Origin of the sequence: Streptomyces griseoflavus (assembly GCF_014649995.1) — a bacterium.
Lineage (GTDB): Bacteria > Actinomycetota > Actinomycetes > Streptomycetales > Streptomycetaceae > Streptomyces > Streptomyces griseoflavus.
In genome coordinates this window covers 153911-180847 of the sequence record NZ_BMUC01000007.1, presented here as the reverse complement: position 1 = coordinate 180847, position 26937 = coordinate 153911, and the positions used below count along the sequence as shown (strand labels likewise).

At 70.9% G+C, this 26937-nt stretch carries 26 protein-coding genes and 5 tRNA genes; 13 read left to right on the top strand and 18 right to left on the bottom strand.

Going from position 1 to position 26937, the window contains the following annotated elements; translation table 11 throughout:
- Positions 1-324: 324 nt before the first annotated feature.
- Positions 325-1143: a bifunctional hydroxymethylpyrimidine kinase/phosphomethylpyrimidine kinase gene (thiD, locus tag IE172_RS16745; protein WP_190098040.1), complete on the bottom strand. Its 819-nt coding sequence runs from the start codon at positions 1141-1143 to the stop codon at positions 325-327.
- Positions 1140-2105 carry a thiamine-phosphate kinase gene (locus tag IE172_RS16740; protein ID WP_190098039.1) on the bottom strand — a complete coding sequence of 322 codons (966 nt, stop codon included), beginning with the start codon at positions 2103-2105 and terminating at the stop codon, positions 1140-1142. Before IE172_RS16740 ends, thiD begins: the two co-directional genes overlap by 4 nt.
- A 206-nt stretch (positions 2106-2311) precedes the next feature.
- On the opposite strand from IE172_RS16740, the gene IE172_RS16735 reads away from it, so the two are divergent.
- Entirely contained in the window at positions 2312-2545 is a 234-nt protein-coding gene (locus tag IE172_RS16735; RefSeq protein ID WP_052579718.1) for an Lrp/AsnC family transcriptional regulator, read from the top strand.
- Positions 2546-2565: 20 nt separating this feature from the next.
- Positions 2566-3075: a DUF3515 domain-containing protein gene (locus IE172_RS16730; protein WP_190098038.1), complete on the top strand. Its 510-nt coding sequence runs from the start codon at positions 2566-2568 to the stop codon at positions 3073-3075.
- A gap of 40 nt (positions 3076-3115) precedes the next feature.
- On the opposite strand, the gene IE172_RS16725 is transcribed toward IE172_RS16730, so the two are convergent.
- From IE172_RS16725 to IE172_RS16715, 3 genes are all read right to left on the bottom strand, one after another.
- Entirely contained in the window at positions 3116-4276 is a 1161-nt protein-coding gene (locus IE172_RS16725; protein WP_190098037.1) for a D-alanine--D-alanine ligase family protein, read from the bottom strand.
- A gap of 82 nt (positions 4277-4358) precedes the next feature.
- Positions 4359-5369: an NAD(P)H-dependent glycerol-3-phosphate dehydrogenase gene (locus tag IE172_RS16720; protein ID WP_190098036.1), complete on the bottom strand. Its 1011-nt coding sequence runs from the start codon at positions 5367-5369 to the stop codon at positions 4359-4361.
- Positions 5366-6163, bottom strand: a complete 798-nt coding sequence (locus IE172_RS16715) for a lysophospholipid acyltransferase family protein (protein WP_190098035.1) — start codon at positions 6161-6163, stop codon at positions 5366-5368. Before IE172_RS16715 ends, IE172_RS16720 begins: the two co-directional genes overlap by 4 nt.
- A 173-nt stretch (positions 6164-6336) precedes the next feature.
- Between IE172_RS16715 and cofC the strand changes: the two genes are divergently transcribed.
- Positions 6337-6975: a 2-phospho-L-lactate guanylyltransferase gene (gene cofC, locus IE172_RS16710; RefSeq protein WP_190098034.1), complete on the top strand. Its 639-nt coding sequence runs from the start codon at positions 6337-6339 to the stop codon at positions 6973-6975.
- Positions 6976-6984: 9 nt separating this feature from the next.
- Positions 6985-7188: a hypothetical protein gene (locus IE172_RS16705; RefSeq protein WP_037933223.1), complete on the top strand. Its 204-nt coding sequence runs from the start codon at positions 6985-6987 to the stop codon at positions 7186-7188.
- A gap of 109 nt (positions 7189-7297) precedes the next feature.
- Here IE172_RS16705 and IE172_RS16700 read toward each other — a convergent pair whose 3' ends face one another.
- From IE172_RS16700 to leuC, 4 genes are all read right to left on the bottom strand, one after another.
- On the bottom strand, positions 7298-7936 hold the full coding sequence (locus tag IE172_RS16700) for an HU family DNA-binding protein (protein ID WP_190098033.1): 639 nt from the start codon (positions 7934-7936) through the stop codon (positions 7298-7300).
- A gap of 136 nt (positions 7937-8072) precedes the next feature.
- Positions 8073-8303 (bottom strand): SCO5555 family protein, encoded by a 231-nt coding sequence (locus tag IE172_RS16695; protein ID WP_190098032.1) that lies wholly within the window; start codon positions 8301-8303, stop codon positions 8073-8075.
- A 277-nt stretch (positions 8304-8580) separates the two neighbouring features.
- On the bottom strand, positions 8581-9174 hold the full coding sequence (gene leuD, locus IE172_RS16690) for a 3-isopropylmalate dehydratase small subunit (protein WP_190098031.1): 594 nt from the start codon (positions 9172-9174) through the stop codon (positions 8581-8583).
- A gap of 6 nt (positions 9175-9180) precedes the next feature.
- Positions 9181-10611 carry a 3-isopropylmalate dehydratase large subunit gene (gene leuC / locus IE172_RS16685; RefSeq protein ID WP_190098030.1) on the bottom strand — a complete coding sequence of 477 codons (1431 nt, stop codon included), beginning with the start codon at positions 10609-10611 and terminating at the stop codon, positions 9181-9183.
- 194 nt (positions 10612-10805) lie between these two features.
- Between leuC and ndgR the strand changes: the two genes are divergently transcribed.
- Complete coding sequence (ndgR, locus tag IE172_RS16680; protein WP_189559557.1) at positions 10806-11519, top strand: IclR family transcriptional regulator NdgR; 714 nt, start codon at positions 10806-10808, stop codon at positions 11517-11519.
- 123 nt (positions 11520-11642) lie between these two features.
- Here the strand turns inward: ndgR and IE172_RS16675 are convergent.
- The 9 genes from IE172_RS16675 to IE172_RS16635 form a co-directional block, all read right to left on the bottom strand.
- Positions 11643-11715, bottom strand: a tRNA-Glu gene (locus IE172_RS16675).
- Positions 11716-11742: 27 nt separating this feature from the next.
- Positions 11743-11814 (bottom strand) — tRNA-Gln (locus tag IE172_RS16670).
- A 21-nt stretch (positions 11815-11835) separates the two neighbouring features.
- Positions 11836-11908 (bottom strand) — tRNA-Glu (locus IE172_RS16665).
- A 62-nt stretch (positions 11909-11970) separates the two neighbouring features.
- Positions 11971-12043 (bottom strand) — tRNA-Glu (locus tag IE172_RS16660).
- 39 nt (positions 12044-12082) lie between these two features.
- Positions 12083-12154 (bottom strand) — tRNA-Gln (locus tag IE172_RS16655).
- A 91-nt stretch (positions 12155-12245) separates the two neighbouring features.
- Positions 12246-12977, bottom strand: coding sequence for an HAD family hydrolase (locus IE172_RS16650; protein ID WP_190098029.1), 732 nt, complete (start codon positions 12975-12977; stop codon positions 12246-12248).
- 117 nt (positions 12978-13094) lie between these two features.
- Positions 13095-14579 carry a glutamate--tRNA ligase gene (gene gltX / locus IE172_RS16645; protein WP_190098028.1) on the bottom strand — a complete coding sequence of 495 codons (1485 nt, stop codon included), beginning with the start codon at positions 14577-14579 and terminating at the stop codon, positions 13095-13097.
- Complete coding sequence (locus IE172_RS16640) at positions 14563-15348, bottom strand: fumarylacetoacetate hydrolase family protein (protein ID WP_190098027.1); 786 nt, start codon at positions 15346-15348, stop codon at positions 14563-14565. The genes gltX and IE172_RS16640 overlap by 17 nt, the downstream gene beginning before the upstream one ends.
- A 167-nt stretch (positions 15349-15515) precedes the next feature.
- Positions 15516-15704 (bottom strand): hypothetical protein, encoded by a 189-nt coding sequence (locus tag IE172_RS16635; RefSeq protein WP_190098188.1) that lies wholly within the window; start codon positions 15702-15704, stop codon positions 15516-15518.
- Between the two features lie 604 nt (positions 15705-16308).
- Between IE172_RS16635 and IE172_RS16630 the strand changes: the two genes are divergently transcribed.
- The 8 genes from IE172_RS16630 (at position 16309) to IE172_RS16595 (ending at position 26906) form a co-directional block, all read left to right on the top strand.
- The gene (locus IE172_RS16630; RefSeq protein ID WP_190098026.1) at positions 16309-20088 is read left to right on the top strand and encodes a nitrate- and nitrite sensing domain-containing protein; all 3780 of its coding nucleotides are present in this window, start codon (positions 16309-16311) and stop codon (positions 20086-20088) included.
- 9 nt (positions 20089-20097) lie between these two features.
- Positions 20098-20511: a roadblock/LC7 domain-containing protein gene (locus IE172_RS16625; RefSeq protein ID WP_030216565.1), complete on the top strand. Its 414-nt coding sequence runs from the start codon at positions 20098-20100 to the stop codon at positions 20509-20511.
- Positions 20512-20622: 111 nt separating this feature from the next.
- Entirely contained in the window at positions 20623-21018 is a 396-nt protein-coding gene (locus IE172_RS16620) for a DUF742 domain-containing protein (protein ID WP_004924977.1), read from the top strand.
- A complete protein-coding gene (locus IE172_RS16615) occupies positions 20999-21589 on the top strand; it encodes a GTP-binding protein (protein WP_190098025.1) in 591 nt (196 codons plus the stop codon). Before IE172_RS16620 ends, IE172_RS16615 begins: the two co-directional genes overlap by 20 nt.
- Before the next feature lie 375 nt (positions 21590-21964).
- The gene (locus IE172_RS16610; RefSeq protein ID WP_190098024.1) at positions 21965-25252 is read left to right on the top strand and encodes a nitrate- and nitrite sensing domain-containing protein; all 3288 of its coding nucleotides are present in this window, start codon (positions 21965-21967) and stop codon (positions 25250-25252) included.
- 10 nt (positions 25253-25262) lie between these two features.
- Positions 25263-25676: a roadblock/LC7 domain-containing protein gene (locus tag IE172_RS16605; RefSeq protein WP_004983065.1), complete on the top strand. Its 414-nt coding sequence runs from the start codon at positions 25263-25265 to the stop codon at positions 25674-25676.
- 95 nt (positions 25677-25771) lie between these two features.
- Positions 25772-26344 carry a DUF742 domain-containing protein gene (locus IE172_RS16600; RefSeq protein ID WP_190098023.1) on the top strand — a complete coding sequence of 191 codons (573 nt, stop codon included), beginning with the start codon at positions 25772-25774 and terminating at the stop codon, positions 26342-26344.
- Positions 26325-26906 (top strand): GTP-binding protein, encoded by a 582-nt coding sequence (locus IE172_RS16595; RefSeq protein WP_009314218.1) that lies wholly within the window; start codon positions 26325-26327, stop codon positions 26904-26906. The genes IE172_RS16600 and IE172_RS16595 overlap by 20 nt, the downstream gene beginning before the upstream one ends.
- The last annotated feature ends 31 nt before the right edge of the window (positions 26907-26937 follow it).

Genomic DNA, 26937 nt, shown 5'->3' with positions numbered 1-26937 from the left:
CAGCCGGTCCACCTCCGGGTGGGCCGGCTTCTTGCTGTGCCCGTGCCGGGCCGGCCCGGTTCGGCGCACCGCGAGGGTCGTTCCCGGGTGGCCGCCGTCACCGTGCCGCGGGTCCCGGCGCCCGCTCCGCCCGGCCCCGGAGGGCGGACGCGGCGACGGGGATCGTCGCGTCCGCGGTGGCCCGCTCCGGTGCGGACCGGCTCCGGCCGACGGACATCCGCCCGGCGGGTGCGCCTCGCCTCCCGCGGGCGGGGCGTACCGGACCATGACGCCCCGGGCGCCTTCACCACGGGCGGCCCGGGACGCGGCGCACGGCGCGGCGCTTCACGCGCTCGTCCGGTGCGGCGGGCGCAGGTTCCAGGCGTGGTGGACCGGGCCGATGCCGGCCCCCAGGGGGAAGCCGGAGGCTATCGCGCCCGTCACGTACCGCTTGGCCGTCGCCACCGCCTCCGGGACCGGCAGGCCCTTCGCCAGCTCCGAGGCGATCGCCGACGCCAGGGTGCAGCCGGTGCCATGCGTGTGGCGGTTGTCGTGCCGGGGTGCGCGCAGCCAGTGCTCCCGGGTGCCGTCCGTCAGGAGGTCCACGGCTTCGGCCGAGTCCGGCGCGAGATGGCCCCCCTTGATCACCACCCAGCGCGGCCCGAACTCCAGCACCGCCCGGGCCGCCACCCGCAGGTCCGGCTCCGCGGCGACCCGTACGCCCGTGAGCTGCGCCACCTCGTCCAGGTTCGGTGTGGCCACCGTCGCCACCGGGAGCAGCCTGGTCCGTACGGAGTCCAGCGCGGAGGAGGCGAGCAGGGGGTCCCCGTGCTTGGAGACCCCCACCGGGTCGATCACCGCCGGCGCGTCGGTGGCGGCGATCAAGTCGGCGACCGCCTCGACGAGTTCGGCGGAGGACAGCATGCCGGTCTTGACCGCCTGTACACCGATGTCGTCGACGACACTGCGGTACTGGGCCCGCACCGCCTCCACCGGAAGTTCCCAGGCGCCCTGCACGCCCAGGGAGTTCTGCGCGGTCACCGCGGTGAGCACGCTCATGCCGTGCACGCCGAGGGCGAGCATGGTCTTCAGGTCGGCCTGGATGCCGGCGCCGCCGCCGGAGTCGGAGCCGGCGACGGTGAGGACCCTGGGCGGCGCGCTCACGACTCGATGTCCCCGAAGTGGTCCCAGCCGCCCTGGACGGTCCAGGGCGCCCCGTCGACCGTCACCTGGGGCAGCGCCGAGGGGTGGAGCACCTCGCCGATCACCTTCCAGCGGGCGGGCAGTTTCACGTCCGGCGGGAAGGTCGCGACGATCGCGTGGTCCTCTCCCCCGGTCAGCACCCACTGCATCGGGTCGACGCCGACGGCCTGGCCGATGTCGTTCATCTGCGAGGGGATGTCGACGGCCCCGGAGCGGATGTCGATGCGGACCTTGCTGGCCTCGGCGATGTGCCCGAGGTCGGCGATCAGCCCGTCGCTCACGTCGCACATGGCGGTGGCGCCGAGCCCGGCGGCGGCCGGCCCCGCGTGGTAGGGCGGTTCGGGGCGCCGGTGCGCCTCGACGAAGGCGCGCGGCGAGCGGAACCCGCGCGAGAGCACCGCGTGACCGGCCGCCGACCAGCCCAGCCAGCCGGTCACCGCGACGAGGTCGCCGGGTTGCGCTCCGCCCCGGGTGACGGGCTCCTGGTTGCGCAGATCGCCGAGCGCGGTGATCGACACCATGATGGTGTCCCCGCGTACGACGTCGCCGCCGACGACCGCGGCGCCGGCCACCTGGCACTCGTCGCGCAGGCCGTCCATCAGCTCGCTGGGCCAGGTCACCGGCAGTTCCGCCGGGACGACGAGGCCGAGCAGCAGCGCGGTCGGCACGGCGCCCATGGCGGCGATGTCGGCCAGGTTCTGCGCGGCGGCCTTGCGGCCGACGTCGTAGGCCGTGGACCAGTCGCGCCGGAAGTGCCGCCCCTCCAGCAGGATGTCGGTGCTGGCGACGACCCTGCGGTCGGGTGCGGAGACCACCGCTGCGTCGTCGCCGGGTCCGACCCGGACCGCCGGCGTGGTGGTGAGACGGGAGGTGAGCTCCCTGATGAGCCCGAACTCGCCGAGCTCACCAACAGTGCCCTTCATTACCCTTGCGCCCCTTCTGTCCCTGTGCGTGCCCGGTCGCGAGCCCTCAGGGGCCTCGCTACGGCCGATGTGACCGCCGACTTCTCTCGTGCCCGAACCCCGGCGCGCGGGGCCGGGTTCCCGCAGGTCTCCCCGCGGCGAGCGGCGACGCGATACCGTGGCGTTCCTTTTCCCCACATGATCCTCGTGGCCGCCCTGGAGGTTCCGTGGTACAGGCGTACATCCTGATCCAGACGGAGGTCGGCAAAGCGTCGACCGTCGCCGATCTGATCGGCAAGATCCCTGGAGTGATCCAGGCCGAGGACGTGACCGGACCGTACGACGTCATCGTGCGCGCCCAGGCCGACACCGTCGACGACCTGGGCCGCATGGTGGTTGCCAAAGTCCAGCAAGTGGACGGCATCACCCGTACTCTGACCTGCCCGGTCGTCCATCTGTAGCCCCCGTCTACCCTGGGCCGGTGAACTCCTTCCGTCACCGGCGCACCGTCCTGTCCGCCCTGTCCGCGCTCGCGGTGCTGATCACCGCCGTGGGCTGCTCCTCAGCAGACGACGGCGCGTCCACGGCGGTTCCGCGCCCGGACGCGAAGGTCACCGAGCTGTGTCAGAACCTGGACGAGGTCCTGCCGGCGAAGGTGGACGGTGAGAGTCGCGACGATCCCGAACCCGCGTCCGAACTGACCGCGGGCTGGGGCGGCGTGGCGATCATACTGCGGTGCGGGGTCGAACGGCCCCCGAAGATGGCCGACCCCAAGGTGGCCAACGGCAGCGACGCCGACGCGGTGCCGGGCGGGGTCGACGGCGTGGACTGGCTCATGGAGAAGCGGGACGACGGTACGTACCGCTTCACCACCGCCAACCGCGAGGCGTACGTCGAGGTCCGGGTGACCGACGGACGGGACAGCACGGGCGTGCTGATCGATCTCGCCCCGGGCGTCAAGAAGGCGATCCCCGAGGGGATCGCCTCCTGAGCACGCTGCCGCTCGGCGCGGCCCGGCGGTACGGTGCCGCTCAGCGCAGCCCGGTCGACCGGCGCAGCGCCGCCTGCACCAGCCGGTCCACCAGCTCGGGGTAACTCACGCCGGTGGCCTGCCACATCTGCGGGTACATCGAGATCGGGGTGAAACCGGGCATGGTGTTGATCTCGTTGATCACGAACTCGCCGTCCTCGGTGAGGAAGAAGTCCGCGCGGACCAGCCCCTCGCAGGACGCCGCGTCGAACGCCTCGACGGCGAGCCGGCGCACCTCGGCCGTCTCCTCCTCGGTGAGCGGCGCGGGCACGATGCCGGGCGTGGAGTCGATGTACTTGGCCTCGAAGTCGTAGTAGGCGTGCGCGTCGGGCGGCGGGATCTCGGCCGGGACCGAGGCGCGCGGACCGTCCTCGAACTCCAGCACCCCGCACTCGATCTCGCGGCCGCGCAGTGCCGCCTCCACCAGGATCTTCGGATCGTGCCGCTGGGCCTCGGCGATCGCCTCGTCCAGGCCGGAGAGGTCGTCGACCTTGGTGATGCCGATGGACGAACCCGCGCGGGCGGGCTTCACGAACAGCGGCCAGCCGTGCTCCCCGGCGAAGCCGATGATCTTCTTGCGGGCGGCGGACTCGTCCTGCTCCCACTCCCGCGGCCGGATCACCAGGTACGGGCCGACCTTGAGCCCGAAGGAGGTGAACACCCGCTTCATGTACTCCTTGTCCTGGCCGACGGCCGAGGCGAGCACGCCCGAGCCGACGTAGGGGACGCCGGAGAGCTCCAGGAGACCCTGCAGGGTGCCGTCCTCGCCGTAGGGGCCGTGCAGCACCGGGAACACCACGTCGACCTGGCCCAGGGCCTTGGGCACCGAGCCCGGCTCGCTGTGGACGACCTCGCGGTCGGCGGGGTCGACGGGGAGCACCACGGCGCCTTCCGTCGACTCGGCGAGCTGGTCCACGCTGGGCGTGCGGCGGTCGGTGATCGCCATGCGTTCCGGCTCGTCCGCGGTGAGCGCCCACCGGCCGTCCTGGGTGATGCCGATCGGCAGGACGTCGTACCGGGTCCGGTCGATGGCCTTCAGGACGGCTCCGGCGGTGACCACGGAGATCCCGTGTTCGGAGCTGCGTCCGCCGAACACGACGGCCACCCGCGGCTTGCGGGACGGCTGCGGCTCGGGGCTCTGGGGGAGGTTCTCGGTGCTCATATCGCGTTGAGAGTACCCGCTGGCAGAGCCGGGAGTCAGCGCCCGCAACGCCGCGCGTGAGCCGAACGGAGGGGGCTGTCGCTCAGCGTCGTTCGGGCTTCGCGCTGCGCGACATGAGCTCCTTGAGGGCGACCACGGGAGGCTTGCCCTCGTGCACGATGGAGACGACCGTCTCGGTGAGCGGCATGTCGACGCCGTGCCGGCGGGCCAGATCCAGCACCGACTCGCAGGACTTGACGCCCTCGGCGGTCTGCTTGGTGACCGCGATGGTCTCCTGCAGGGTCAGCCCCTTGCCGAGGTTGGTGCCGAAGGTGTGGTTGCGGGACAGCGGTGAGGAGCAGGTGGCGACCAGGTCGCCCAGGCCCGCGAGTCCCGAGAAGGTCAGCGGGTCGGCGCCGAGGGCGACCCCGAGCCGGGTGGTCTCGGCGAGACCGCGGGTGATCAGCGACCCCTTGGTGTTGTCGCCCAGACCCATGCCGTCCGCGATGCCGACGGCGAGCCCGATCACGTTCTTCACGGCGCCGCCCAGCTCGCAGCCGATGACGTCGGTGTTGGTGTACGGCCGGAAGTACGGGGTGTGGCAGGCGGTCTGGAGCCGCCGGGCGACGTCCCCGTCGGTGCAGGCGACCACGGAGGCGGCCGGCATGCGGGCGGCGATCTCGCGTGCCAGGTTGGGGCCGGTGACCACGGCGATGCGCTCGCGCCCGACCTTGGCGACGTCGTCGATCACCTCGCTCATCCGCATCGCGGAGCCGAGTTCGATGCCCTTCATCAGGGACACCAGGACCGTGCGGGGCGCGAGCAGCCCGGCCCACTCGGCGAGGTTGCCGCGCAGTGTCTGCGAGGGGATCGCGAGGACGGTGAAGTCGGCGCCCCGCGCGGCCTCGGCGGCGTCCGCGGTGGCCCGCAGGTTCTCCGGGAGTTCGACGCCCGGCAGGTAGTCGGGGTTGGTGCGGGTGGAGTTGACCGCTTCGGCGAGTTCGGGGCGCCGCCCCCACAGCACGACGTCGCACCCCGCGTCGGCGAGGACCATGCCGAAGGCCGTCCCCCATGATCCGGTGCCGAAGACCGCCGCCTTGACCGGCTTGCTCACGTGCCCAGCCCTTCCTCCCGCGCGGTGGCCCTGCCGCCGCGCGTCCGTTCCTGCCGCGTCTGCGTGTGTGTCCTGCGGCGCTGTTCGATCCGCTCGCTGCGCGGGTCGTAGGGCGTCCCGGGTGCCTTCTCCCCGCGGATCCGCTCCAGCTGGGTGGTGACCGCCGCCATGATGGCCTCGGTCGCCTCCTTGAGCAGCTCCGGAGTCATCTCCCGGTCGTAGAAGCGGTCGAGGTCCACCGGCGGCCCGGCCAGCACCCTGCTGGTCTTGCGCGGCAGCAGGCTGGGCTTCTTGGCGTACGGCGGCAGCAGTTCGTTGGCGCCCCACTGGGCGACCGGGATCACGGGGCACTTGGTCTGCAGCGCGACGCGCGCGGCACCGGTCTTGCCCGTCATGGGCCAGCCGTCCGGGTCGCGGGTGAGGGTGCCCTCGGGGTAGAAGGCGACGCATTCGCCGCGCTCCACGGCGTCGATCGCGGCGCGGAAGGCGCTGAGCGCGTCCGAGCTCTCGCGATAGACGGGGATCTGGCCGGTGCCGCGCATCGCGGCGCCGATGAATCCCTTGTTGAAAAGGCCGCTCTTCGCCAGGAATCGCGGAACACGTCCGGTGTTGTACTGAAAGTGCGCGTAGGCGAAGGGATCGATGTGCGAATTGTGGTTCACCGCGGTGATAAATCCACCCTCGGCCGGAATGTTCTCCATTCCGCGCCAGTCCCGCTTGAGCAGAACCACCAGCGGCGGTTTGCAGAGAACCGCTGCGAAGCGGTACCAGAAGCCGATTCTGCGGCGCGGCACGAGTACACCTTCCTCTTCCGAACGACATGCCCCGTGCCCGGCCCTCGGGCCGGGCGGGCCGCACAAGTGTCGCCCCGGCCCGTCGGTCTGTCGAGAACACCGTACGCCCCGACCCTCTTACCTCCCGGGGTGCCGGGTGAGAATGGCCGCGACAAGAGAGGGACGTAACACTCGTGCAGTGGACCTTGGTGGTACCCCTGAAGCCGCTGGAGCGGGCCAAGAGCAGACTCTCGGACACCGCGGACGACGGCCTGCGCCCCGGTCTCGCGCTCGCCTTCGCCCAGGACACGGTGGCGGCCGCGCTGGACTGCGACGCGGTACGGGACGTGGTGGTCGTCACCGACGACGCGCTGGCCTCCCGGGAGCTGTCCGCACTCGGCGCCGGGATCGTCGCCGACGAGCCGCGCGACGGCCTGAACGCGGCGCTGAGGCACGCCGCCGCCGTGGTGGTCTCCGCCCGGCGCACGGCCTGCGTCGCCGCCCTCAACGCCGATCTGCCGGCTTTGCGTCCCCCGGAACTGGCCCGCGTTCTCGACGCGGCGGCCGAATTCCCGCGCGCTTTCCTCGCCGACGCCGCCGCGCTCGGCACCACGTTGCTGGCCGCGGGCCGGGGGCGGGAACTGCGTCCGTTCTTCGGCGGCGCCTCCCGGACCAGACACCGGGCGTCGGGAGCGGTGGAACTCCACCCCGGCCCGGTGGACTCCGTACGGCAGGACGTGGACACCGGGGACGATCTGCGGGCGGCGCTGGCGCTGGGGGTGGGCCCCCGCACGGCCGCGGTCGCCGCGCGGCTGCTGACGACGGAGCAGTAGGCTGCCGCCATGCAGGCCACCGCGTACACCTACGACCCCGACAGCCGCAGCGGTCAGGTGCTCCTGGACGACGGCACCCCGGTGCCCTTCGACGCCCCGGCGTTCGACGCGGGAGGCCTGCGGCTGCTGCGTCCCGGCCAGCGGGTGCGCGTCGAGACCGAGGGTGAGGGCGAGGCCCGGCGGATCACCCTGGTGACGCTCCAGACGTTCTGACACCGGCCGGCGGCCGCCCGGTACGCACCGCGGGCCGGACTCCAGTGAGGAGTCCGGCCCGGCGCGTGGAGCCGCTCGCCCGACATGTCCGAAGGGGCGGGAGAGACCGCTACTTCTTGCGTGCGGTGGTCTTCTTCGCAGTGGTCTTGCGCGCGGTCGACTTCTTGGCGGGCGCCTTGGTGGCCGTCGCCTTCTTCGCGGGGGCCTTCTTGGCGGTGGTCTTCTTCGCCGCGGCCGTCTTCGCGGTGGCCGCGGTCTTGGCGGGCGCCTTCTTCGCCGTGGTCTTGGCCGCGGTCTTGGCGGGCGCCTTCTTCGCCGTGGTGGTCTTCTTGGCGGCCGTCTTCTTGGCGCCGGCGGCCTTCTTGGCGGTGGTCTTCTTCGCCGCGGCCTTCTTCACGGTCGCCGAAGCGCCGCCGGTCAGGCTGCCCTTGGGCGCCTTCTTGACCGAGACCTCACCGCCGCGCGGCAGCTTCTTCGAACCGCTCACCAGGTCCTTGAAGCCCTGGCCCGCGCGGAAGCGCGGCACGGAGGTCTTCTTGACCCGAACCCGCTCGCCCGTCTGGGGGTTGCGGGCGTAGCGGGCCGGGCGGTCGACCTTCTCGAACGAACCGAAGCCGGTGACCGAGACCCGCTCCCCCGCGACGACCGCGCGGACGATGGCGTCCAGTACGTGGTCGACGGCGTCGGCGGCCTGCTGGCGGCCGCCCACCTTGTCGGCAATCGCTTCTACGAGCTGCGCCTTGTTCACGTCTTCCCCTTCGGAGACATCGCCAGAACGATAGTGTTCAAGCTTTTTCGCACGTTAGGCAGATATATACCGCAAATCAAACACGAAACGGGCTAATCACCCTTGTGCCGCAACGAACTCGGTTGTCTCGACTGGTTCAGCGTTCCTCTTCGGGGAATCGACCCGCGTCGAGGTCCGCGGTGAACCGCTCCAGACGCCTTGCCGCACCGGCGAGATCGTGCTTGGCCGCGGCCGTAATGACCAGCAGCTTCCGGGCCAGCGCCATCCGTACGCCCTCCGGGACTTGCAGTGCGCGCACTCTTGCATGCGCTTCTTTGAGCTGGACCGCGACGGCCGTATAGAGCTGGAGTTGGCCGTCGTGTTCCATGCACAGATTGTGCCATCTGGGGCGAGTTGTCGCCTGCCCAGGGGGCAACTACCGCCTCGGGCGGCCGTCCGCGCATACCCGGGGATCACGCACACGTGACACGTGTACCCCGGCAACCACCTTCATAACGTGGCAAGTTGATCGCCCCCAAGCAGGCGCGCAGGGCCGAACGGGTGCAGACACGGCCGTACCCCCGATCGGACCGATCGGGGGTACGGGTGGGGTGGGGCGGTGGCCGAAAGTCGACCTCCGGTGAGGACTTCGGCCGCGGCGCGGGTCAGGCGGTGAGCGTCCTCGGCTTGAACGACGGGCGCTTCGCCTCGTACGCGGCGATGTCCGCCTCGTTCTGCAGCGTGATGGAGATGTCGTCGAGCCCGTTCAGCAGCCGCCAGCGGGAGTTCTCGTCGAGCTCGAAGGAGGCGGTGACGCCCTCGGCGCGCACTTCGCGGGCCTGGAGGTCGACGGTGATCTCCGCCGTGGGGTCGGCTTCGGTGAGCTCCCACAGCGCGTCCACGGTCTTCTGGTCCAGGACGACCGTCAGCAGGCCGTTCTTCAGCGAGTTGCCGCGGAAGATGTCGGCGAAGCGGGAGGAGATCACGGTCTTGAAGCCGTAGTTCTGCAGCGCCCAGACGGCGTGCTCGCGGGAGGAGCCGGTGCCGAAGTCGGGGCCGGCGACCAGCACGGTCGCACCCGCGCGCTCGGGCTGGTTGAGGACGAAGGACGCGTCCTTGCGCCAGGCCTCGAACAGCCCGTCCTCGAACCCGTCGCGGGTCACCTTCTTGAGCCAGTGGGCGGGGATGATCTGGTCGGTGTCGACGTTGCTGCGGCGCAGCGGGACGGCCCGGCCGGTGTGGGTGGTGAATGCTTCCATGACTGATCAGACTCCAGCGGGCGTTCGGGCGTCGGCGTCGGCGAGGTCGGCCGGTGAGGCCAGGTGGCCGAGGACCGCGGTGGCGGCGGCGACCTGCGGGGACACCAGGTGGGTGCGGCCGCCCTTGCCCTGCCGGCCCTCGAAGTTGCGGTTGGAGGTGGAGGCGGAGCGCTCACCGGGGGCGAGCTGGTCGGGGTTCATGCCCAGGCACATCGAGCAGCCGGCGTGCCGCCACTCGGCGCCCGCTTCCTTGAAGACCACGTCCAGGCCCTCGGAGACGGCCTGCAGGCCCACCCGCGCGGAGCCCGGGACGACCAGCATGCGTACGCCGTCGGCGACTTTGCGGCCCTTGATGACGTCCGCGACGGCGCGCAGGTCCTCGATGCGGCCGTTGGTGCAGGAGCCCACGAAGACGGTGTCCACGCTGATCGAGCGCAGTTCCTGACCGGCCTCCAACCCCATGTACTCCAGGGCCTTTTCGGCGGCGAACCGCTCCGATGCGTCCTCGTACGAAGCGGGGTCGGGGACGGAGGCCGAGAGCGGGGCGCCCTGGCCGGGGTTGGTGCCCCAGGTGACGAACGGGGACAGTTCGGCGGCGTCGATGACGACCTCGGCGTCGAACTCGGCGTCGTCGTCGGACCTGAGCGTCTTCCAGTAGGCGACGGCCGCGTCCCAGTCCTCGCCCTTCGGGGCGTGCGGACGGCCCTCGAGGTAGGCGAACGTCGTCTCGTCGGGGGCGATCATGCCCGCGCGGGCGCCGGCCTCGATCGACATGTTGCAGATGGTCATCCGGGCTTCCATCGAGAGCTTCTCGACGGCCTCGCCGCGGTACTCCAGGACGTATCCCTGGCCGCCGCCGGTGCCGATCTTCGCGATGATCGCCAGGATCAGGTCCTTGGCGGTGACGCCGTCGGGCAGTTCGCCGTTGACCGTGATCGCCATGGTCTTGGGCCGGGCCATGGGCAGCGTCTGGGTGGCCAGGACGTGCTCGACCTGGGACGTGCCGATGCCGAAGGCGAGCCCGCCGAAGGCGCCGTGCGTGGAGGTGTGCGAGTCACCGCAGACGACGGTCATGCCGGGCTGGGTCAGACCCAGCTGCGGGCCGACGACGTGGACGACACCCTGCTCGACGTCGCCGAGCGGGTGCAGCCGGACACCGAACTCCGCGCAGTTCTTGCGCAGCGTCTCCAGCTGGACCCGGGAGACCGGGTCGGCGATCGGCTTGTCGATGTCGAGGGTCGGGGTGTTGTGGTCCTCGGTGGCGATGGTGAGGTCGAGACGGCGCACCGGGCGGCCGTTCTTGCGGAGGCCGTCGAAGGCCTGCGGGCTGGTCACCTCGTGCAGCAGGTGCAGATCGATGAAGAGGAGGTCGGGCTCGCCCTCGGCGCGCCGGACGACGTGGTCGTCCCAGACCTTCTCCGCGAGTGTCCTACCCATCGCTTTCCCTCCGGCCGGCAAGTGGTGCGCCGGCCCAACTAGATCGAGAGGAGACGGCGCCCGCACCCCTGACACCGGGCGTCCGCCGCCAGGCCCACTGGTCCACGGGCCGCGTTGCTTCCGTGCTTCCAGAGTGGCGGGTTCCACGGAAAATTGAACTTGCGTTTCACAGAGTGAGACGCAAGTATCGTTGCATGGACAACAGTAGCGGCGTCGGCGTTCTGGACAAGGCGGCCCTCGTCCTGAGCGCTCTGGAGTCCGGCCCGGCCACCCTCGCGGGGTTGGTCGGGGCGACCGGACTGGCACGACCCACGGCCCACCGCCTGGCCGTGGCGCTGGAACACCACCGCCTGGTGGCACGCGACATGCAGGGCCGCTTCATCCTCGGCCCGCGCCTGGCCGAACTGGCCGCGGCGGCGGGCGAGGACCGGCTGCTCGCCACGGCGGGCCCGGTGCTCACCCACCTCCGCGACGTGACCGGGGAGAGCGCGCAGCTCTATCGCCGTCAGGGCGACATGCGCATCTGCGTCGCCGCCGCGGAGCGCCTCTCGGGTCTGAGGGACACGGTGCCGGTGGGTTCCACGCTCACGATGAAGGCCGGTTCCTCGGCGCAGATCCTGATGGCCTGGGAGGAGCCCGAGCGCCTCCACCGCGGTCTGCAGGGCGCCCGTTTCACGGCGACGGCCCTGTCGGGTGTACGGCGCCGGGGCTGGGCCCAGTCGATCGGTGAGCGCGAGCCGGGTGTGGCGTCCGTCTCGGCGCCGGTGCGCGGCCCGTCGAACCGTGTGGTGGCCGCCGTCTCGGTCTCCGGCCCCATCGAGCGGCTGACCCGCCACCCGGGCCGTATGCACGCCCAGGCCGTCATCGACGCCGCCGGCCGTCTCTCCGAGGCGCTGCGCCGCTCCTGACCGTCCCCCGTCCTCTCGGGAGCGGGCCCGCCCCAACGCCGCGGCGGGCCCGTTCCCCGGCTGCCGGGTACACACCCGGAACGAGGGAAGCCCCCCACCGAAGTGGAGGGCTTCCCTCTTGTGTACCCCCGACCGGATTCGAACCGGCGCTACCGCCTTGAGAGGGCGGCGTGCTAGGCCGCTACACAACGGGGGCGTGGATCGTACGTTTCCGCAGATCCTGCTGGTCTACCTGGACTCGAACCAAGACTAACTGAACCAGAATCAGTCGTGCTGCCAATTACACCATAGACCAATGATGGTTTAGACCAGTCAGTACCCCCGACCGGATTCGAACCGGCGCTACCGCCTTGAGAGGGCGGCGTGCTAGGCCGCTACACAACGGGGGCCCTGGCGATCCTGCTTCGAGAACAGCGGGAGCTACCCTGACTGTCCTCGCGGGAAGGATCTGTACCCCCGACCGGATTCGAACCGGCGCTACCGCCTTGAGAGGGCGGCGTGCTAGGCCGCTACACAACGGGGGCTTGCGGATGTGATCCGCGGGTGCAGATGAGCTCTGCGAGCTGGCCTACCTGGACTCGAACCAAGACTAACTGAACCAGAATCAGTCGTGCTGCCAATTACACCATAGGCCACTGGAACGCAAGCCCCTGGAGGCTCTTCGCTCTAGTTCTGCGCTTGAGGGCTCCGGCCTTCCGGCCCGCTCCCCGCGGCGCAGGAAGAACATTACCCGAAGGTCGACGGGGCTCCAAAACGAGTATCGGCACGCAGCAACGAGGGCAGTTCGGCGAGGGAGGCGATACGGCGCGGCCCCGCCGGCGGCTCGAGGGTCGCGTACGCCCCGCCGCGGTCGATCCACACCGACAGCAGCCCGGCGTCGGCGGCGCCCCGGCCGTCGATCTCCGGGTGGTCCCCGACGTACGCCACCTGGGCCGGGGGCAGGTCCAGGGCGTCGCAGGCGGCGAGGAAGGCGCCGGCCTCGGGCTTGGACACGCCCAGCTCGGCCGCGCACAGGATGGCCTCGAAGCGGTCGTGCACGCCGAGCAGGCGCAGCTTGCGGTCCTGGACCTGGACGCTGGAGTTGGAGAGCACGGCGTGGCGGTGGCTCGCGGCGAGCGCGTCGAGCACGGGCAGCACGTCCGGGAAGAGGCTCCAGGCGGACTCGTAGTGGGTGACGTACCGGCGGAACCAGTCGTCCGCCTCGGTGTCGGTCATCTCACGTCCGAGGAAGACCCGGGTGCGGTCGCGCCGCTGGGTCTCGAAGTCCACCTCCCCGGCGGCGAACCGCGCCCACTGGTGCTCGGTGACCTCCCGCCAGTGCGCCAGCGCCTCCTCGGCGGACGGGTACCCGGCGAGCAGCCCCTCGGCGGCCAGATGGGCCCGGATGCCCTCACGGTCGGCGGTGGTGTAGTCGAAGAGTGTGTCGTCGACGTCCCAGACGACGGCTCGGATCGCCATGCCACCGACGGTACCCCCGCGAACCGGCCGGTGACCCGGTGGCCGGCTCCCGACGGTGCGCGGGAACGGCGAAGAGGGCGCCCGGAGACCTCCGGGCGCCCTCTTCGCCGACCGTGGCTACGCGGCGAGCCTGGTCAGGGCGGCGTCGATCCTGGCCAGCGTCTTCTCCTTGCCCAGGACCTCCAGGGACTCGAAGAGGGGCAGTCCGACCGTGCGGCCGGTGACGGCGACGCGGACCGGGGCCTGGGCCTTGCCGAGCTTGAGGCCGTGGGCCTCACCAGCGGCCAGGACGGCGTCCTTGAGGGACTCGGGGGACGTCCAGTCGGCGGCGTCCAGCTTCTCCCGCGCCGTGCGGAGCAGGGCGTCGCTGCCCTCCTTCATGGCCTTGTTCCAGGACGCCTCGTCGAAGACCGGCTCCGGCAGGAACAGGAAGTCGACGTTGTCCGTGATCTCGGAGAGGACCTTCAGGCGGCTCTGCGCGTGCGGGGCGATCGCCTCCCACTTGGCCTCGTCGAAGGCCTCCGGGGCCCAGGGGGCGAAGGGGGCCCTGAGCCAGGGGGCGCAGCGCTCGGTGAAGTCCTTCACGTCGAGCATGCGGATGTGGTCGCCGTTGATCGCCTCGCACTTCTTCAGGTCGAAGCGGGCCGGGTTCGGCTGCACGTCGGCGACGTCGAAGGCGGCGACCATCTCGTCGATCGTGAACACGTCCTGGTCGGCGGAGAGCGACCAGCCGAGCAGGGACAGGTAGTTGAGCAGGCCCTCGGGGAGGAAGCCGCGCTCGCGGTAGAGGTTGAGCGAGGCCTGCGGGTCGCGCTTGGAGAGCTTCTTGTTGCCCTCGCCCATGACGTACGGCAGGTGACCGAAGGCGGGGATCCCCTTGGCGACGCCCAGCTCGGTCAGCGCCTTGTACAGGGCGATCTGGCGGGGGGTGGAGGAGAGCAGGTCCTCGCCGCGCAGGACGTGGGTGATCTCCATCAGGGCGTCGTCGACCGGGTTGACCAGCGTGTAGAGCGGGGCGCCGTTGGCCCGGACGATGCCGTAGTCCGGGACGTTCTCCGGGAGGTATGTGATCTCGCCGCGGACCAGGTCCGTGAAGGTGATGGCCTCGTCGGGCATCCGGAAGCGGACGATCGGCTCACGGCCCTGCGCCGTGTACTCCTCGACCTGGGCGTCCGTGAGCTCACGGCAGTGGCCGTCGTAGCCGGAGGGCCTGCCGGCGGCGCGGGCGGCCTCGCGGCGGCTGTCCAGCTCCTCCTGGGAGCAGTAGCAGTGGTAGGCGTGACCGGCGTCGAGGAGCTTGCGGGCGACGTCCCGGTAGAGGTCCATGCGCTGCGACTGGCGGTACGGGGCGTGCGGGCCGCCGACCTCGGGGCCCTCGTCCCAGTCGAAGCCGAGCCAGCGCATCGAGTCGAGCAGCTGGGTGTAGGACTCCTCGGAGTCGCGGGCCGCGTCGGTGTCCTCGATGCGGAAGACCAGAGTGCCGCCGTGGTGCTTGGCGAACGCCCAGTTGAACAGGGCGGTGCGGACCAGGCCCACGTGGGGGTTACCGGTGGGCGACGGACAAAAACGTACGCGGACGGGTGCGCTAGCCACGCTTGACAACCTTGTTGGTGAGAGTGCCGATGCCTTCGATGGTGACGGCGACCTCGTCGCCGTCCTGGAGGGGGCCGACCCCAGCGGGGGTGCCCGTGAGGACCACGTCGCCCGGGAGCAGCGTCATGGCCTCGGAGATGTTGACGATCAGGTCCTCGATGGAGTGGATCATCTCGCTGGTGCGGCCGAGCTGGCGCTGGGCGCCGTTGACCGTGAGCTGGACGGTCAGGTCGTTCGCCGCGGTGATGTCCAGTCCCGTCTCCACCCAGGGGCCGAGCGGGCAGGAGGTGTCGAATCCCTTGGCCCGGGCCCACTGCTTCTCGCGCTTCTGGACGTCGCGCGCGGTGATGTCGTTGGCGCAGGTGTAGCCGAAGACCACGTCCTTGACGCGCTCGCGCGGGACCTCGCGGCACATCCGCCCGATGACCACGGCCAGCTCGGCCTCGTGGTGCACCTCCTGGGAGAAGGAGGGGTAGCGGATCTCGTCGCCCGGTCCGATCACCGAGGTGGAGGGCTTGAAGAAGGCGAAGGGCGCCTCGGGCACCTCGTTGCCCATCTCCCTGGCGTGATCGGCGTAGTTGCGGCCGAAGGCGACCACCTTGCTGGGGAGCACCGGGGGCAGCAGCCTGACCTTGCTCAGCGGGACCTTGGTGCCGGAGAGTTCGAAGTCCGCGAACGGGATGCCCTTGATGATGTCCAGGACGAGTTCGTCCTGCTGCTCGCCCTCGACAGCGCCGAAGGCGACGTTCCCGTCGATGGAGAATCTGGCGATGCGCACGGGATGCTTGTCCCCTTGACCGGTCGGCTGGAGTCTGACGCTCCAGGCTAACGCGGCGGGGCCCTGGCCTCACGCACGGACGAGGGGCGCCCCACCGCAGGTGGGGCGCCCCTCGTGGTCGCCGGAGTACTTGAGCGTTTCGCGGCCGGCGCGCGTATGGATGCGTGTCAGTTCGCGGCGGCCGCCGCGACCGGGATCTCCATGAGGACGGTGCGCTTGGGATTGGCGGTCTGGGCCGGGAGTTCGACGGGGTGCTCCAGCTGGAGGGGCGTCTGCAGATCGCCGGCGCCGTCGAGGTGGGCCAGCGTCGTGCGCCGAGGGTTGGCGATCTTGTGGAACATCGTCGTCGTCTTCACTGTTTACTTGACCCTGTCCTCTTCGCGGGCGCCCGCAGGGGTCGGCTGACCCGGGCGGACGCGGGTTGTCGGTTGTGCCATCCCTGTAAAGCGTCAGGCTAAACATGCAATTCCCCGCCGATCGGGCCCGGACGTCACGATCAGGGTGTGAGTTTGCTCACGGAGGGTACGACAAACCTGACAATCCGGACTCGTCCCCAGCTTGCCCGAATCGGACATTCGCCCCCTGAAGGCATCATTCCGCTCCTGATCATGGCGACTGGGACACTCGGCACGCCCGCGCGGTTCGTCCGCCCGTGCCCGTTATCGGAGAGATCACTTTCTACCGCCGGTGACCCGTCCCTCACGCGGTGTCACGTAACCCACCCGTAAGGCCGCGGCCCTTGTTGGAGATCCTGCACTGTGCTGGAATTCCACGGACCGCCGCAGGGATCGAGCCGGCGCACAGGGGGCGCACAGACGCGCCGAGTGACGGCCGAGAAGGGGGAACCAGCGCCGGTCACTCACGACCACCACGGGGGCGTATTCAGGGCGCCCCTATGACGCCGACACCGTGCCTCGCCGTTCACGCGGAGGGGTGCCTGGTTCAGAGGTTGCGACGCTAGTGCAGGGACGTTTCAAGAGGGATGGCAGCGCTTCGGCGGAGCCGGAGCCGCAGGGCGGGACTGGCCCCAAGGCCGTCAGCTCCTCGCCCCAGCACGCCCAGAACCAGGGCCCGACCATGCCCGGGACCAGCGGCGACCGCCCCGGTGTCTCCGGGCCCACGGCTTCGCCCGCCCCGGCCGCTCCGAAGACCTCGACCGGCCCCGGGCCGCGAATAGCGCTGCGCAACTGGCGCATCTCGACCCGTCTGGTGTCGCTGCTCGCCCTCCCGGTGGTCGCGGCCACCTCGCTGGGCGCCCTGCGTATCCAGCAGTCGATGGACGACATCCAGCAGCTCGACAACATGAAGCTGCTGACGGACATGACCCAGCAGGCCACCGAGCTGGCCGCCGCGCTCCAGGAGGAGCGCGACCAGTCGGCGGGCCCGCTCGCGCACGGGGCCAAGGGCACCGACTTCTCGGTCAAGGGCCACCGTGAGAAGACCGACCGGGCACGGAACAACTTCCTGGACAGCTCGGAGGCGATCGACGCCGCGAGCAAGGACGGCAACCTCAAGGGCGTCCGCGACAACCTGGTGCAGCTCGCCGGCGAACTCGGCCAGCTGGAGAAGATCCGCAACACCGCCTTCCAGACGGAGCGGAACTCGACCCAGACCGTCGAGGGCTACCACCGCCTGATCGAGAACCTGATCGAGCTCTCGCAGGACATGGCGGAGGCGACCAGCAACCCCGACATGATCCAGCGCACGCGTGCCCTGGCGTCCTTCTCCTCCGCCAAGGAGTACGCGTCGATCCAGCGCGCGGTCCTCGCCGCCGCGCTGCCCGCCAGCAACACCAGCAAGGGCGACCTCTCCGAGAACGACCGGCTCTACGCCGACTCGGCCCTGCAGAGCCAGAAGTCCGAGCTCCAGAGCTTCAAGAGCATCTACGGCGAGGCCGCCGCGGCCGAGCTGCTGCTGCCCATCCAAGAGGGCAACACCACGATCAAGGCCACCGACGAGTACGCCGGCCGTGCGCTGGCCTCGGAGTTCGGTCTCGCCTCGGTCGGCGCGCGGTCCTACCGCGACTGGCTGGACGACAGCTCCACCAAGATCCAGCAGATGAAGAACATCGAGCACTCGCTGCTCGAGGAGATGGAACAGAAGGCCCGTGAGCTGCGCAGCGCCACCGAGCGCGACGCGATCATCTCCGGTGTCCTGATCCTCCTCGTGCTCGGTGTGTCGCTGGTCGGCGCCTTCGTCGTGGCCCGCTCCATGATCCGCTCGCTGCGCCGGCTGGAGGAGACCGCGACCAAGGTCGCCCAGGAGCGTCTGCCCGACCTGGTCAAGCAGCTCTCCGAGGCCGACCCGCAGGACGTCGACACGTCCGTGGAGTCCGTCGGTGTGCACTCCCGGGACGAGATCGGCCGGGTCGCCGCGGCCTTCGACGACGTGCACCGCGAGGCGGTCCGCCTCGCCGCCGAGCAGGCCCTGCTGCGGGGCAACGTCAACGCGATGTTCACCAACCTCTCGCGCCGCTCCCAGGGCCTGATCCAGCGCCAGCTGTCGCTGATCTCCGAGCTGGAGTCCCGCGAGGCGGACCCGGACCAGCTGTCCTCGCTGTTCAAGCTCGACCACCTCGCCACGCGTATGCGCCGTAACGGTGAGAACCTCCTCGTCCTCGCGGGTGAGGAGCCCGGCCGACGGTGGACCCGCCCGGTCCCGCTGGTCGACGTGCTGCGTGCCGCGGCGTCCGAGGTGGAGCAGTACGAGCGCATCGAGCTGGCCTCGGTGCCAACCACCGAAGTGGCCGGCCGGGTCGTCAACGACCTCGTGCACCTGCTCGCCGAGCTGCTGGAGAACGCCACCTCGTTCTCCTCCCCGCAGACCAAGGTCAAGGTCACCGGTCACGCGCTGCCCGACGGCCGGGTGCTGATCGAGATCCACGACACCGGTATCGGTCTGTCGCCGGAGGACCTGGCGGCGATCAACGAGCGGCTCGCCTCGCCGCCCACCGTGGACGTCTCCGTCTCCCGCCGCATGGGTCTGTTCGTGGTCGGCCGGCTGTCCCAGCGCCACGGCATCCGCATCCAGCTCCGCCCGTCCGACTCCGGTGGTACGACCGCGCTGGTCATGCTGCCCGTCGACGTCGCCCAGGGCGGCAAGAAGCCCCAGGGCAAGCCCGGTCAGCCGGGCGCCGGCGGCGGTGGCCCCGCCGCCGCGCAGGCGGCCGCCGGTGCCGCGGCCGCACGGCGTGCCGCCGGTGCGGGCCAGTCCGCCTCCGGTGCCCTCGGTGCCGGTGCGCCCGGTGGCCGGCTCGGCGCCGGCCAGGGCCCGCGCGCCGCGCTGCCCGGCCGGGACGGCGGTGGCCGCCCCGGCGGCCGTGGACAGCAGGCTCCTTCGGGCAACCAGACGCCTTCCCTGTTCGACCAGGGTGCTCCCTCCGGACCGCCGCAGGGCCGTCCCGCGCCCGCCGGCGCGGGTGTCGGTTTCGGGGGCGGGGCGCCCGGCGTCCCGCGCGGGACGCAGTCCCCCGCTCCGAACGTCCAGCAGGACAACCAGGACGCCTTCGGTGGCGGCCGCGGCCAGGTGCCGCCGCAGCGCGGCAACGGCAACACCGAGCGGGGCCGTCGCCCGCAGCTCCCGCCGCGCGGTGGCGCGCGCGCCGAGCTGCCCGGCGGCGACCAGCAGCAGCCGCGGCCCAGCTGGAGCGACGAGAACGCCCAGCCGCCGGTGCCGCGCGCCTCGCTGGACGCCCCGCGCGGTCACGAGGAGCCGGACGTCTCCCGCACCTCGGCCATGCCGCGGTTCGACGACCGGCAGGGTCCGGGCGCCACGGCGGAGATCCCCCAGTTCGACGAGCGCCAGAACACCGGCCCCGCCTACGGTTCCGACCCGCAGAACACGGGCCAGTTCCCGCAGCCCGGCGCGAACGGCCAGAACACCGGCCAGTACGGCCGGCCCGGCCCGAACGCCGCGCAGAACACCGGTCAGTACGGCCAGCCCGGCGCCAACGGCGGCCAGAACACGGGCCAGTTCGTCCGCGGTGACATCTTCGGTGCCCCGCAGGGCGCGCAGGACCCGTCCGCGACGGGCCAGTTCCCCGCACCGCAGGGCTACGACAACGGCTCCACCGGCCAGTACTCCCTCCCGGAGCGCCCGGCCTCGGACCCGGCGGTCACCGGACAGTTCGAGCGTCCGCAGACCAACGGCACGCACGGCGGCGGCCTCGGCGCCCCGCGGCCCCCGGCCCCGCAGCAGCGGCCGCCGGCCCGCCAGGAGCCCGCGCAGCGGCCCGACGACGGGCGCGGCGCGTCCGACGCCTGGGCGCTGCCGCCGGCGTCCGGCCCGGGTGACGGCCGTACGCCGCTGTACGACACGCTGGAGACGAACTGGTTCCGCCAGAACGGCGGGACGCCGGATCAGGGCAACGGCCCGGCCCCGGTGTCGCAGCAGCCGTCGCAGCCCCAGCAGCCGCAGGGCCCCACCGGCCCGCAGCGGTCCACCTCCGCTGCCTGGCGCAGCTCGCCCAACGACGAGCTGGTCCGGCAGGCCGAACGCGTACGGCAGCCGGCCGCGGGCGGCGTCACCACCTCCGGCCTGCCGCGCCGGGTGCCCAAGGCGAACCTCGTCCCGGGCACGGCTCAGCAGCAATCGCACCAGAGCGGTCCTCAGGTCTCACGCGCCCCCGATGACGTGCGCGGCCGGCTGACCAATCTCCGTCGGGGTATCGCACAGGGTCGTCAGGCCGGTACCACCCAGACCGGCAGCTTCCCGAACCCCACTCACCAGCAGGAGCGTTAGTTGAGCCCGATGAGCCAGGCGGCACAGAACCTCAACTGGTTGATCACCAACTTCGTGGACAACACCCCCGGGGTGTCCCACACCGTCGTCGTGTCCGCCGACGGTCTCCTCCTGGCGCTCTCCGAGGGCTTCCCGCGCGACCGCGCGGACCAGCTCGCGGCCGTCGCCTCGGGACTGACCTCCCTGACGGCCGGCGCCTCCCGGATCTTCGAGGGCGGCAGCGTCGCCCAGACGGTCGTCGAGATGGAGCGAGGATTCCTCTTCCTCATGTCCGTCTCCGACGGCTCGTCCCTGGCGGTCCTCGCGCACCCCGAGTGCGACATCGGCCTCGTCGGCTACGAGATGGCGCTCCTGGTCGACCGCGCGGGGGCGGTCCTCACCCCGGACCTGCGCGCCGAACTACAGGGAAGTCTGCTCCACTGATCGGCCCCGGCACCACCCGTCTCACCAAATCACCGTCCGGCCGCCACATTCCCCCCACCGGCCCCGTCAGACGGCTTGACCGACCGACTTGCTGTCCCGCCCGGAGGATTCATGACCCCGCCCACCGCCTCTCATGATCCGTACGCGGAGCCGTACGAGGACGAGGGCGACCAGCCACTGGTCCGTCCCTATGCGATGACCGGTGGCCGGACCAGGCCGCGCTATCAGCTGGCCATCGAGGCACTGATCAGTACGACGGCCGACCCGGCAGCGCTCATGGGGCTCCTCCCGGAGCACCAGCGCATCTGCCACCTGTGCCGTGAGGTGAAGTCGGTCGCCGAGGTCTCGGCGCTGCTCAACATGCCCCTGGGTGTTGCCCGGATCCTGGTGGCCGACCTGGCGGAGGCGGGCCTCGTCGCCGTGCACCAGCCGGGCGGCGACGAGACCACCGGCGCCCCGGACGTGACACTGCTCGAAAGGGTGCTCAGTGGACTTCGCAAGCTCTAGCGGCGGGACGGTCTCCGAAAGCCGTGCCACCACGTCCGCCAAGATCGTGGTCGCCGGCGGCTTCGGCGTGGGCAAGACCACGTTCGTCGGCGCCGTGTCGGAGATCAACCCGCTGCGCACCGAGGCCGTGATGACCTCCGCCAGCGCGGGCATCGACGACCTCACCCACACCGGAGGCAAGACCACCACCACGGTGGCCATGGACTTCGGCCGCATCACCCTGGACCAGGACCTGATCCTGTACCTGTTCGGTACGCCCGGTCAGGACCGCTTCTGGTTCATGTGGGACGACCTGGTGCGCGGTGCCATCGGCGCCATCGTGCTGTGCGACACCCGGCGGCTGGCGGACTGCTTCCCCGCGGTGGACTACTTCGAGAACAGCGGGCTGCCGTTCGTGGTCGCCCTCAACGGCTTCGACGGCCAGCAGCCGTACACCCCCGAAGAGGTGCGCGAGGCGCTGCAGATCGGACCCGACGCCCCGATCATCACGACGGACGCCCGGCACCGCGCGGATGCCAAGGGTGCGCTGATCACGCTGGTCGAGCACGCTCTCATGGCGCGTCTCCGGTAAGGGCGAACAGGAGCGGCATACTGCGGTTGTCGTAGATGTACTGGTGCCGGCTGTGTCGTTTGACACGGCCGGCCTCGGTGTTCATAACGTTTCGGCAGAGGAATCGGGGGAGGCCGACACGCGACGCGGTCGAGCGGTACCACTGCGCTCACGGACGGCTCGTCTTTTGCCGGAGGTCGCTCCGTATGACCGTTTTATGTGGGACTTACATCACTTGAATTCCTCTCCTTCCCATGTTTGGAGGAGGGCTGGTCGTCATGCTGGAATGCCTGAACTGCCCATTGGTCAAAGACGTACTCAGTAGTCGATGGCATGCCGGGCTCTGAGACACTGCGGCACGACGAAGGTGCCGACCGCCGGAAGGTTGTTGGTCGAGTGAGGCGAAGCAAGAACAGTCCCGAGCCGTCGGCCCGGGGCAACTTCACGCCGCCGTCGCGCACAGCGGCGCCCGCCCCCGCGCCAGGTCCCGAACCCACGGCCGCGCCCACTCCGAGCGGAGGCCGCCTCTCGCCGCGCAACTGGCGGGTGGCCACCCGGCTGAACGCGATCCTGCTCATACCCGTGCTGGTCGGCCTGGTCATGGGCGGCGTCCAGGTGAAGAGCTCGATCGACACCTGGAACGAGGCCGAGGACGCCGAGAACACCGCGCGTCTGGTGCAGGCCTCCCTCGTCTACGCCAACGCCCTCTACAACGAACGCGACGTCACCGCCGTACCGCTGCTGCAGGGCAAGGGCCAGGACGACCCGGACGTCACCAAGGCGCGCGCCGCCACCGACAAAGCGGCCGACGCCTTCGACGAGGCCGCCCAGAGCATGCCGTCCAAGCCCGGACTCGAGCGCCGGCTGAGGCTGTTCAGGGAGGGCGAGCCGAAGCTGGCCGACCTGCGCGCCGCCGCGTACACCTCCAAGCTCAAGGGCGTGCAGACGGAGGAGGGCTACGTCGAGGTCGCCCACCCCCTGATGGAGTTCGCCAACGAACTCGGCCTCGGCACCGGAAACATCACCAGCTACGGACGTACGGTCTACGCCATCTCGCTGACCAAGGCGGCGCTGTCACTGCAGCGTTCCATCGGCACGCACCTGCTGGTCAAGCCGGGCCCGACGGAGAGCCAGCTCGCCAGCCAGCGCGTCGCCCTGTCGTCGTACGCCTACCTCGAGGGCATCGCCATCGAGGAGTACAAGGGCGGTGGCACCGAGGCGGACGCGGTCAAGCTGGAGCAGACCTCGCAGCGGATCCAGGCCGAGGGTGCCGCCATGGCCCGGGAGTCCAAGCAGCAGGACCCCGACTACGTGCCGCCGCCCGCCAAGCCGGAGACGATGATCTCCGAACTCGGCCGTCTGTCCTCCACGGACCCCTCCGCGCGCGCCGCCCTCGCCGACAAGGGCATCACCCCCGCCAACTGGTGGGCCGTGAACACCCTCAAGTTCGACGGCTACCGCGAGATCGAGTCGGACCTCGCCGACTCCGCGGTGAGCGAGGCCTCGCAGATCGCCGACGACGCCCAGCGCGACGCCTTCATCACCGGCGCGGCCGTCGTGGTCGCCCTGCTCGCCGCGTTCATCCTGGCCGGCATGGTGGCCCGCCAGATGAGCCGCTCGATGCGCCAGCTGCGCAACGCCGCGTTCGGCATCGCCGAGCAGCGCCTGCCGATGCTCGTCGACCAGCTCTCCCGGACCGACCCCGGCCGGGTCGACACCAAGGTCGCGCCGATCCCGATCTCCTCCACCGACGAGATCGGCGAGGTCGCCCGCGCCTTCGACCAGGTCCACCGCGAGGCCGTCCGGCTCGCCTCCGAGCAGGCGCTGCTGCGGGGCAACATCAACGCGATCTTCACCAACCTGTCGCGCCGCAACCAGTCGCTGATCGAGGGCCAGCTGACCCTGATCACCGACCTGGAGAACAACGAGGCCGACCCGGACCAGCTGGAGAACCTCTTCCGCCTGGACCACCTGGCCACCCGTATGCGCCGCAACGGCGAGAACCTCCTGGTCCTCGCCGGCGAGGAGCCCGGCCGCCGCTGGGACCAGCCGGTGCCGCTGGTCGACGTGCTGCGCGCCGCCTCCTCCGAGGTGGAGCAGTACGAGCGCATCGAACTGTCCGGCGTCCCCGAGGCCGAGATCCACGGCCGTGCGGTGACCGACCTCGTGCACCTGCTCGCCGAGCTGCTGGAGAACGCCACCACGTTCTCCTCCCCGCAAACCAAGGTCCGGGTCACCGCGACCCGTCTCCCCGACGGCCGCGTGATGATCGAGATCCACGACAAGGGCATCGGCCTCACCGCCGAGGACTTCGCGGACATCAACCACAAGCTGGCCAACCCGCCGACCGTGGACGCCGCGATCTCGCAGCGCATGGGCCTGTTCGTGGTCGGCCGGCTGTCCGACCGGCACGGCATCCGGGTCCAGCTGCGCCCCTCGGGCGAGCAGGCCGGCACCACCTCGCTGGTCATGCTGCCGGACGCCATCACCCACGGTGGCGGCGGCGAGCAGCAGCCGGCCCACGACGAGTTCACGGTCTCGCAGATCATCCCGGAGCAGCAGTTCCAGGGGGAGAACTTCAACCAGCAGCCGCTGCGCACCGCCGCGGAGCTGGGCTTCGACGACAGCCGTTACACGGAGGTCCCCGACGACGTCCGTGACCTGGACCCCGTCGGCCGTTCGCTGATGCGCGAGGAGCGCCGGGCGGCCCTGGAGGCCCAGTCGCATCCCGAGCCGAACGCCCAGGAGACGCCCGAGGGCGCCGGTTACCCGGACGAGTTCGCCGGCCCGCAGGGCTACGGCGACACCCAGGGCTACGCCCCCGGCGGCCAGGGCGGTTACGCCGAGAGCCAGGGCTTCGACGGTTTCCAGGAGCCGCAGCGCGGCACCGGCTACGGCCAGGCGTACGACAACGGGCAGCAGACGGCGTACGACGGTCAGCAGCAGCAGTCGTACGGCGAGGGCTACTACGCGCCGAACGGCAACCTGCCGCAGAACGACGGTTTCCCGTCCGCCGGCGGTTACCCGGACGCCTCCTACGCGGAGCCGGCCCGGGGCGACCACACGGCCGCGGGTGCCACCGCGTCCGACGCCTTCCCGTCCTTCTCGGACCGGCGCCAGGAGGACGACTGGCCGCAGCAGGACGGCTACCGCAACGGTCACCCCGCCGAGTACCCTGCTCAGACCCCGGACGCGGAACCCGCGCAGGCCGCTGACGCACAGGACGGCGTAGGCTTCGACCGTCCGGGGCCGGCTGCCCCCGGGAACCAGAACCTGACCGACGCCGGGCTCCCCCGCCGCGGATCCACCGCGAGCGGTGCGAACGGCACGGGCGGCGCCCAGCGCGCGAACCAGGAGCCGCCGGCCTCCACCCCGGAGAGCAACGGCGACAACGGCTGGCGTTCGGCGAACGACGAGCGCTGGCAGCAGGCGTCGTCACTCCGGAAGCCCAAGGCGGGCGGAGTGACCTCCTCCGGTCTGCCGCGGCGGGTCCCCAAGGCCAACCTGGTCGAGGGAGCCGCCGAAACCACCCCCCAGGGAGGCCCCCAGGTCTCCCGCGCCCCGGAAGACGTCCGGGGCAGGCTGAGCAACCTGCGTCGCGGTGTCCAACGGGGCCGCAGCGCGGGCAGTGAAACGAACGGCCAGGGCCTCGGTCCTGACAGCACCTACAACCAGGAGCGTTAGTGTGAGCCCGATGAGCCAGGCGGCACAGAACCTGAACTGGTTGATCACCAACTTCGTGGACAACACCCCGGGGGTGTCCCACACGGTGGTGGTCTCCGCCGACGGACTCCTTCTGGCGATGTCCGAAGGCTTCCCCCGCGACCGTGCCGACCAGCTCGCGGCCGTCGCCTCCGGTCTGACGTCCCTGACGGCAGGCGCCTCCCGGATCTTCGAGGGCGGCAGCGTGAACCAGACGGTTGTGGAGATGGAGCGGGGATTCCTGTTCATCATGTCCATTTCCGACGGTTCGTCACTCGCGGTTCTCGCACATCCGGAGGCGGACATCGGCCTCATCGGGTACGAGATGGCCCTTCTGGTCGATCGCGCCGGTACGGTCCTGACGCCGGACCTTCGTGCGGAACTCCAAGGGAGCCTGCTCAACTAACGGACGAACGGTGCGCTTTGTCGTCCCGTGGCCGTAAGGTTTCGGGACGCGGCTCCACAGTGATGGGTGCCAGGCACAGTCGGAGGAGGAGAAAAGTGGCAACACCCCCAGGCGGTTCGTCGTCGGGCAACTGGTCGTACGGTCCCGCACAGGGCCAGAACGACGGTGGCCAGAGCGGGTACGGCTACCCTTCCGCCCCGAACCACCGGCAGCCGTACGCGCCGCAGGGCCCCGGCCCTTCGCCGTACGACCAGCCGCAGGCGCCACGCATCCAGCCCGTGCAGCCGCAGCGTCGCACCCCGGAGCCGTCGCCCGCCGGGGCGACGAACAATCCCCTGGTGCGCCCGTACGCGATGACGGGCGGCCGCACCAGGCCGCGGTACCAGCTCGCCATCGAGGCGCTGGTGCACACCACCGCGCAGCCGCACCAGATGCAGGGCCAACTGCCCGAGCATCAGCGGATCTGCAACCTGTGCCAGGAGATCAAGTCGGTGGCCGAGATCTCGGCCCTGCTGACGATTCCCCTCGGCGTGGCCAGGATCCTCGTCGCCGACTTGGCGGAGGCGGGACTGGTCGCCATCCATCAGCCCGGCGGCGACGAGAGCGCCGGCGGCCAGCCAGACGTGACACTGCTCGAAAGGGTGCTCAGTGGACTTCGCAAGCTCTAGCGGCGGTCCTTCCCGCTCCACCACCTCGGCGAAGATCGTGGTGGCGGGTGGCTTCGGCGTGGGCAAGACCACGTTCGTCGGGGCCGTTTCGGAGATCAACCCGCTGCGCACGGAGGCCGTCATGACGTCTGCTTCGGCAGGCATCGACGACCTCACCCACACCGGGGACAAGACGACCACGACGGTCGCCATGGACTTCGGCCGCATCACCCTGGACCAGGACCTGATCCTGTACCTCTTCGGTACGCCCGGTCAGGACCGCTTCTGGTTCATGTGGGACGACCTGGTGCGCGGCGCCATCGGCGCGATCGTGCTGGTGGACACGCGTCGTCTCGCCGACTGCTTCCCCGCGGTCGACTACTTCGAGAACAGCGGGCTGCCGTTCGTGATCGCCCTCAACGGCTTCGACGGCCAGCAGCCGTACAACCCGGACGAGGTCCGGGAAGCGCTGCAGATCGGGCCGGACACGCCGATCATCACGACGGACGCGCGGCATCGGGCGGACGCGAAGTCGGCGCTGATCACTCTCGTGGAGCATGCGCTGATGGCGCGCCTGCGCTGACGGCTGCCGCCGGCGCCGAATCGCGCACAGC